Raw genomic sequence first — 7,327 nt, 5'->3', positions numbered from 1 at the left:
GGACGCATCAATAATGTAAGCTTGGAAATCCAAGCTTACATTATTTTTTGCTTTCTCTTTTCTAATAAAAAGAGTATACTAGATTAGAACGTATGTTCTTAATAATTACATACAGTAAGGAGATAGAACAATGGTATACGACACAAAAGCAATTTCTTGGAATGAATCTTTAAAACAACTTCAACGCCGCTATACAAACAAACAAGTTGACCGAAAAGAATTTGAGGATATTGAACTGATGGAATTCTTCCGCGATAACGACTACATTTCTTTACCTACACATATAAGCGGCCTATCAAAAACACGTTTTACTTCTTACTCTATTTTCACAACTGAAGATAAAGATCGTAAAGTTGGCACACTTATTATTGAGTATGTTGAAGACGATAATAATAATTTATGTGTTGAACAACTATACTTCGTTTAAACTATAACGCTTGGTCAAAATGACCAAGCGTTCTTGCTTTCTATGAATCTCACTGTATATAATATGAATAAAAGAAAACCGCTATCATTAAGGGGGGATATGCGTGCTCGAAGGATGGTTCAGTTGGTTCATTGTATTATGGACGGTTATTTTATTAGGGCTTATGTCTATCGGTGGATACTTTATGTTCAGAAAATTCCTGAAACGATTACCAAAAGAAGACGGCATGTCCATTTTGGATTGGGAAGAACACTACATAAATAAAACGAGACATTTATGGGATGATGAACAAAAACAATTGTTAGAAGAGCTTGTAAGCCCTGTTCCAGAACTATTTCGTGATGTTGCAAAATCAAAGATTGCTGGCAAAATCGGGGAACTTGCATTACAAGAAAATGCCTCTCAAATTACACAAGACTTAATTATTAAGGGATATATCATTGCCACACCAAAGCGTGATCATAAATTTTTAATAAAAAAACTACAAGAAAAAAAGATTGATTATTCTAACTATCGATCTTTACTCGCAAAGTAACTTCATATTATTTTCGATAAAAAAGACAGCGCCTTTGACGCTGTCTTTTTATTTGGTACATATACAGTTTTTAAGTTAGCTTCATATCTTTTTCATTATAAAAACCATCTTCTTTTTCCATTTCCTTCTGTAATTTCGTAAAGGAACGATACATTGCAATTCTCCATGACACAATCATCGCAAACGCAAGTAAGAAGAACATGCCACTAAGTTGTCCTAAATCAAGAGATTGACTTAAGTAGGTTTTAAATACAATCCGCACTACAAGTAATCCAATTAATATGAAAACAAAGGCTTTTGAACGCTTCAAATAAATCTCTTGTCCTCTAATTTCAAATTTAGATGTTTTAATAAGAAAAATAGAGAAAATCAAACCGACACCAATTGCTTCTAACATTTCTGCTGGAGTTAATCGAAATTCAGGGAAAACATACATCAATGCACCCGTACTCATAAAAAATGGTGGAAGTATAATTTTTTTCAATGTTGCAGGTTTCTTAGCTGCTTTTAAACGAATAAACATCGCACCGACAGCCATACAAACAGCAACGATACTTGATAAAAGAACTATGTTCATATTTTCTCATCCTTTTTTGTGGCTATATGCAAAATATACTTTCATTATATGCTTTTCCGTTAGTATTTCCAACATTTTCGCAGAATAATACTAAAAACCAGTAAAACCACCAAATAAACTTGAGAAATATACGATAATTTTCGTCATCCAGTTAAAGTATAGGAAGACACCCATAACAATCATAATATATCCTCCGACTTTCATGAAGGCCATACTATTTCTTTTAATCCAAGACATTTTCGTAATAAAGAATGACAGTACGAAAAACGGGATTGCAAATCCAAGTATGTAAGCAATCATATATATCATTGCTGATTCTGGATTTGTTGCTGCTAATCCAATTACAGACACTAGAATTGGTCCGGTACATGGCGTCCACCCTGCTGCAAAAGCTAATCCGATTAGTACTGATCCAAAATAGCCACTTGGACGATTTTTAAATGTAAATTTACGGTCTTGCATTAAAAATTTCGGCTTAAACACCCCGACAATAATTAAGCCGAACACGATGATAAATATACCACCTAACTGTCTGATTAAATCTTTATAGTCAGTAAAGATTCCTCCAATAAAACTTGTACCAAATCCAATTGCAATAAATATAATTGAAAATCCAAGTAAGAAAAACGCTGTATGTATCATACTTCTTTTGCGAAGCATTGCATTTTCTTCTTTCAATTCAGAAACCGACATACCTGTTATGTACGATAAAAATGCCGGATAAAGCGGTAAGCAACATGGGGAAATAAATGATAAGAACCCGGCGCCAAACGCTAAAAAAATACTAATATCTTGCATCATTCCACTCCTCTCCCTAAATATTGTAACAAAAACACATAAAAATACTATGAACAATTCGTGAAATCACTTTTACAACGTGGCAATAAGAAAAACCGCACTTCCTCACAGTTTCTAATAAAACGTTTTCATTTCCTTCTATTATATAGAAAAAACCCAAATGGATTATAAAACTCCTTTAATTGTTATTACCATAACAAAGGTAACATAGTTTCTCAAATAATTAGCACGTTACTAGTACGTCTATATACATATTGGTTTAAAAAATATTTTTTTCAAATGCTATCTCTATACAATGCAAAGTTTATTTTATAATACTTCTACTATTAAAAATTTCAAGATTATGCATAAATATCATACTTTTATTATTATTCTATAAAATGTCATACTTTTCTTTCATTTGACCCTTTATTTCTAATTTTGTATACTTCCCTCTAGTTATATATTTTCGATACGGAACAACTTCATATAGATGGGAGGAATTTTTCATGCTTCGTTATTCTCTTTTAGTTTTATTAGGAGCGTGTAGTTATGGAATTTTAGCTATTTTTGTTAAGCTTGCATATGCAGAAGGATTTTCACTTGGAGAGGTAATTGGCAGCCAATATTTGTTCGGTTGGATTATTTTGCTTGCTATTACACTTCTATTTTCTAGACGTCGCGTTCCTTTAAAGCAAGCATTACTTTTATTCGTTGCAGGAACATCTGCAAGTTTTACCGGAATTTTTTATTATGCTTCATTAAAAACTGTACCAGCTTCTATTGCAATTATTCTTTTATTCCAATTCGTTTGGGTCGGAATTATCATTGAAGCAGTCGCAACAAAAACATTACCTTCAAGAGAAAAAGTTATTTCTGTTATTTTCTTACTTGTAGGGACATTTTTATCAAGTGGTTTACTTGAACAATCAGTAGGTGCTTTCGATACGACTGGGGTCATTTTAGGTTTATTATCTGCTGTTACATTCGCAACATACATTTTCGTAAGCGGAAAAGTTGCTGTTGAAGTACCTTCATTACCGCGCGGTGTTCTCTTAATGACTGGTGCTTTAACTTTAGTCATGATTGTATTCCCACCAACATTTATTTTTAATGGTGCCATTTCTCAAGGTCTTTGGAAATACGGTTTAGGATTAGGAACATTTAGTATCGTTATTCCATCTATTGCCTTTACAATCGGGATTCCAAAAATCGGTTCTGGCTTAGCGACTATTCTTGGTGCAGCGGAACTACCAGTTACAACAATTATGTCAGTATTCGTTTTAAAAGAGGCTGTACTATCTTCACAATGGTTCGGTGTATCACTTATATTAATTGGGATTGCAATCCCGCAAATTGCATACGCAATGCGTGGACGTTATCGTAAACATCATACGCATAAAAAAGTCGCAGCATAAAGTGAAACTTTAATTAGTTGAACCAATCGGGCTTTTATGGGATAAACGAGAGAGGATTTTCATTTGAGAATCCTCTCTTTTATTGTTGTATACTTATGATAAATATTTTGCTGAAGAAAGAAGGCATACTACATGGTATCTATTTCAAATCAACTAAAAGAAAAACTTATTTCCATCCGTCGACATTTACATGAGTATCCAGAACTATCATATGAAGAGTTCGAAACAACAAAAGCAATAAAAAATTGGTTAGAAGAAAAAAACATTACTATCATTGATTCCAATTTAGAAACAGGAATTATCGCTGAAGTGTCTGGTAATAAAAACGGACCAATTGTAGCAGTTCGTGCTGATATTGATGCCCTTCCTATTCAAGAAGAAACACATTTGTCCTATGCATCTAAAGTACGAGGGAAAATGCATGCTTGTGGACACGATTTTCATACAGCTGCTATTTTAGGTACTGCTTTCTTATTAAAAGAAAGAGAATCTTCCCTAAATGGAACGGTTCGCTTCATATTCCAACCAGCTGAAGAAAGTAGTAATGGCGCTTGCAAAGTTATTGATGCTGGACATTTACGTAATGTGCAAGCGATTTTCGGCATGCATAATAAACCTGATTTACCAGTAGGTACAATTGGCATTAAAGATGGTCCACTGATGGCCGGAGTTGATCGATTTGAAATTGAAATTCACGGAGTTGGTACACACGCGGCTGTACCAGATGCTGGAGTAGATCCTATTGTCGCATCCTCTCAAATTGTGATGGCACTGCAAACAATTGTAAGCCGAAATATAAGTTCATCTCATAATGCAGTTGTTAGTGTTACAAATATTCATGCAGGAAATACGTGGAACGTGATTCCTGAAAAAGCTACGTTAGAAGGAACGATTCGCACATTCCAAGCTGAAACACGTGAAAAGATTCCAGCACTCATGGAGCGTATTATTAAAGGTGTATCTGATGCATTAGGTGTAAAAACGAAATTCTGTTTTTATTCAGGTCCTCCTGCTGTTCACAACGATAAAGCTCTTACAGACTTATCTACTCAAGTTGCCACAAAGATGAATCTTAATATCATCTCGCCTAGTCCGTCAATGGCTGGAGAAGATTTCTCATTTTACCAACAGGAAATACCAGGTTCATTCGTCTTTATGGGAACGAGCGGTACACATGAATGGCATCATCCTGCTTTTACAATTAATGAAGAGGCACTGCCTATAAGTGCAGAATACTTTGCTTTACTAGCCGAAAGAGCACTTAAACAATTCTCATAAAAAAAGCCGTTCAAAGTGCATCTCAGCACCCTGAACGGCTTTTCTTATTAAGTTAAATCACGTTTTAAAAACACAGTATATGAAATACATAAAAATACGAACAAATAAAGTAACAACATACATGATGCAAACGGGAATGTTACTCCATCAATAAAACTTCCATTCTTTGAAATACTATATAAATCTGTGTTTGCTGGCAATAAATATTTCGCCCAGTTATATCTAGTGGCTGCTAATAGCGCAATATTGCCTGATAAAGCAAGGAATAGTGAAATACCAATTGCACCTCCACTAGATCTTGTTAACACAGAAATCATAAATGCAAACGATGCGTACACAACCGTTGGTAACCACGATAAAACATAATATTTACTTGCTTCTACAAAAATGTTTTGTTTTATTATATTTCCATCTTGGAAAATAAACTCACTCCATGCAGGCTGTTGGAATTTATAAATAACAAGTCCACATAAAGCGGAGAAGATCATATTAAATATAAATAATAAAGCTGCAAATATAACAATTGCTAAAAATTTTGCTGTTAAAATTTTAAAGCGACTCGCTGGTCGTATCGTTAAAAATTTATATGTTCCCCAGCTATATTCATTCGCAAAAATTGTACTTGCATACACGAGGATAAATGGGAGCAAAATTGGAAATACGATAAAACCTGTATCTCTCATGAAAGAAAGTGGAGAACTGCTTGCCGGTGCTGTATCCGTATCTAAATGCTTCATCTTAAGCTGGTATTCTTTTACAAGCTCATCCCCTGATTTTTCTGCTAAAATAGCTTCTTTTTTCATGCCAAGCTTTTTCTCAATTTCTACAGTTCGTTCTGTATAATCTACTTTCCATCCTTTTGTTTCCGGTTCAAAATACTTTACCGTAACCCATCCTAATCCGATTATTAATACTGCAATAACTGCAAATGGAATAATCGTTCGCTTCCGCTTAAATATTTTATACAGTTCGTTATATACTAAATTAAACAATATCTTTTCCCCCTGTTAATTCTAAAAATTGCTCTTCTAACGTTTTTCTTTCTTCATATACACGATACACTTGAATATTTTTCTCAAGCAATGTACGAATAACATTTGGGATTTCTTCATCTTTTACATTAATAAGTAATTCATTATCTTTTACTAAAACATCATGCCCTAATATTTCTGCTGCTTTATTCGCATCATCTACACGTATACGGATCGTCTCCATCTCTTCGCTTTGGCTATGCTGAATATTTTGCGTAGCCACATATTCCCCGTGCTGAATAATGATAACTCTGTCACACATTAATTCAACTTCTGAAAGTAAGTGACTTGATACAAGTACAGCTTTTCCTTGTTCATGTGCAATTTTTTTTATGTACATTCTCATTTCATGTATTCCACTAGGGTCTAATCCATTTGTCGGTTCATCTAGTATCAACACGTCTGGATCGTGAATAAGTGCCTGAGCGATTCCTAAACGTTGTCTCATGCCGAGTGAATACGCTTTTACTTTGCGATCAATTACTTGTCCCATCCCTAACAATTTCACTACTTCATCGATACGTTCTTCGGTCACATTACCATTCATTCGTCCGAAATATGTTAAATTTTCATAGCCGCTCAAAAAAGGATAAAATTCAGGTGTCTCAATTACCGCTCCAATTTTCGCAGCTGTTTTTTCGAATTGCTGTTTCACAGATTGACCATCAATCCATACTTCACCTTCTGTCATACGGATCATACCAACCATCATTCTCATTAAAGTCGTTTTTCCAGCACCGTTTGGTCCGAGTAAACCGACAACCTCGCCTTTTTTCACTTCAAAACTAATATTTTGTACAAGTGTCTTTGATCCGATTCGCTTCGTTAACCGATCGACTTTTACAATTGATTGTTCATTTGTCATTCTATACAACCTTTCCTTCCCATTCTTTGTCAGGTCTTTTCACTGTAACATGATTATTTTTATGTGTAAAATAGAAAAAAGCATGATTTCTCATGCCCTTTCTTTAAACCGCAACAAATTTTCATCTTTTAAATTTCGAACAAATCGATAACATTGCATCATCGATATTAAAACGACAGTCATCATAATTACACTAATAATTACAACTGCATATATTGTAATTGGCGCACTATTTATTCCTTGTATCCCTGCGATTTTCATAAAGATAACCGTGAATAATTTCAAAAATAGCATCCCATTAATTAATCCAAAAACAAATGCTGCTCCATAAATGAATAATTGCTCCTGACATAATACACATAGTACCTCTTTTCTTTTCATATTTTCTTCTACATAAGATATAAACTCCTCCCTCCTCA

The 7,327-nt window shown here is 34.1% G+C and carries 9 protein-coding genes and 1 pseudogene; 4 read left to right on the top strand and 6 right to left on the bottom strand.

The window, feature by feature from the left end:
• The first annotated feature begins 130 nt into the window (after nt 1–130).
• Nucleotides 131–427, top strand: a complete 297-nt coding sequence (locus tag ACQGS6_RS19890; RefSeq protein WP_000262400.1) for a hypothetical protein — start codon at nt 131–133, stop codon at nt 425–427.
• Nucleotides 428–530: 103 nt separating this feature from the next.
• On the top strand, nt 531–962 hold the full coding sequence (locus ACQGS6_RS19885; RefSeq protein ID WP_000889387.1) for a DUF2621 domain-containing protein: 432 nt from the start codon (nt 531–533) through the stop codon (nt 960–962).
• Nucleotides 963–1,032: 70 nt separating this feature from the next.
• Here the strand turns inward: ACQGS6_RS19885 and ACQGS6_RS19880 are convergent, their stop codons facing one another.
• The 3 genes from ACQGS6_RS19880 to ACQGS6_RS19870 all read right to left on the bottom strand — a co-directional run bounded on the left by ACQGS6_RS19880 (nt 1,033) and on the right by ACQGS6_RS19870 (nt 2,503).
• Nucleotides 1,033–1,539 carry a CcdC family protein gene (locus ACQGS6_RS19880; protein WP_001028440.1) on the bottom strand — a complete coding sequence of 169 codons (507 nt, stop codon included), beginning with the start codon at nt 1,537–1,539 and terminating at the stop codon, nt 1,033–1,035.
• Nucleotides 1,540–1,629: 90 nt separating this feature from the next.
• A complete protein-coding gene (gene ccdA / locus ACQGS6_RS19875; protein ID WP_001152676.1) occupies nt 1,630–2,337 on the bottom strand; it encodes a cytochrome c-type biogenesis protein CcdA in 708 nt (235 codons plus the stop codon).
• Between the two features lie 16 nt (nt 2,338–2,353).
• Nucleotides 2,354–2,503 (bottom strand): peptidase T, encoded by a 150-nt coding sequence (locus tag ACQGS6_RS19870; RefSeq protein WP_071686460.1) that lies wholly within the window; start codon nt 2,501–2,503, stop codon nt 2,354–2,356.
• Between the two features lie 322 nt (nt 2,504–2,825).
• On the opposite strand from ACQGS6_RS19870, the gene ACQGS6_RS19865 reads away from it, so the two are divergent.
• Both ACQGS6_RS19865 and ACQGS6_RS19860 read left to right on the top strand, forming a co-directional pair.
• Entirely contained in the window at nt 2,826–3,734 is a 909-nt protein-coding gene (locus ACQGS6_RS19865) for an EamA family transporter (protein ID WP_048567468.1), read from the top strand.
• Nucleotides 3,735–3,866: 132 nt separating this feature from the next.
• A complete protein-coding gene (locus ACQGS6_RS19860) occupies nt 3,867–5,012 on the top strand; it encodes a M20 peptidase aminoacylase family protein (RefSeq protein ID WP_000253673.1) in 1,146 nt (381 codons plus the stop codon).
• A 47-nt stretch (nt 5,013–5,059) separates the two neighbouring features.
• Here ACQGS6_RS19860 and ACQGS6_RS19855 read toward each other — a convergent pair whose 3' ends face one another.
• The 3 genes and pseudogenes from ACQGS6_RS19855 to ACQGS6_RS19845 all read right to left on the bottom strand — a co-directional run.
• Nucleotides 5,060–6,004 (bottom strand): ABC transporter permease, encoded by a 945-nt coding sequence (locus ACQGS6_RS19855; RefSeq protein ID WP_000482759.1) that lies wholly within the window; start codon nt 6,002–6,004, stop codon nt 5,060–5,062.
• On the bottom strand, nt 5,997–6,908 hold the full coding sequence (locus ACQGS6_RS19850; RefSeq protein ID WP_000180622.1) for an ABC transporter ATP-binding protein: 912 nt from the start codon (nt 6,906–6,908) through the stop codon (nt 5,997–5,999). The genes ACQGS6_RS19855 and ACQGS6_RS19850 overlap by 8 nt, the downstream gene beginning before the upstream one ends.
• Before the next feature lie 90 nt (nt 6,909–6,998).
• Nucleotides 6,999–7,327, bottom strand: a pseudogene (locus ACQGS6_RS19845) (ABC transporter permease); the annotation flags it as partial.

Origin of the sequence: Bacillus sp. GMs2/2, from assembly GCF_050172095.1 — a bacterium.
Taxonomy (GTDB): Bacteria; Bacillota; Bacilli; order Bacillales; family Bacillaceae_G; genus Bacillus_A; species Bacillus_A cereus.
Note: the sequence above shows the minus strand (reverse complement) of the source record. Positions and strands in the feature narration are given on the sequence as shown.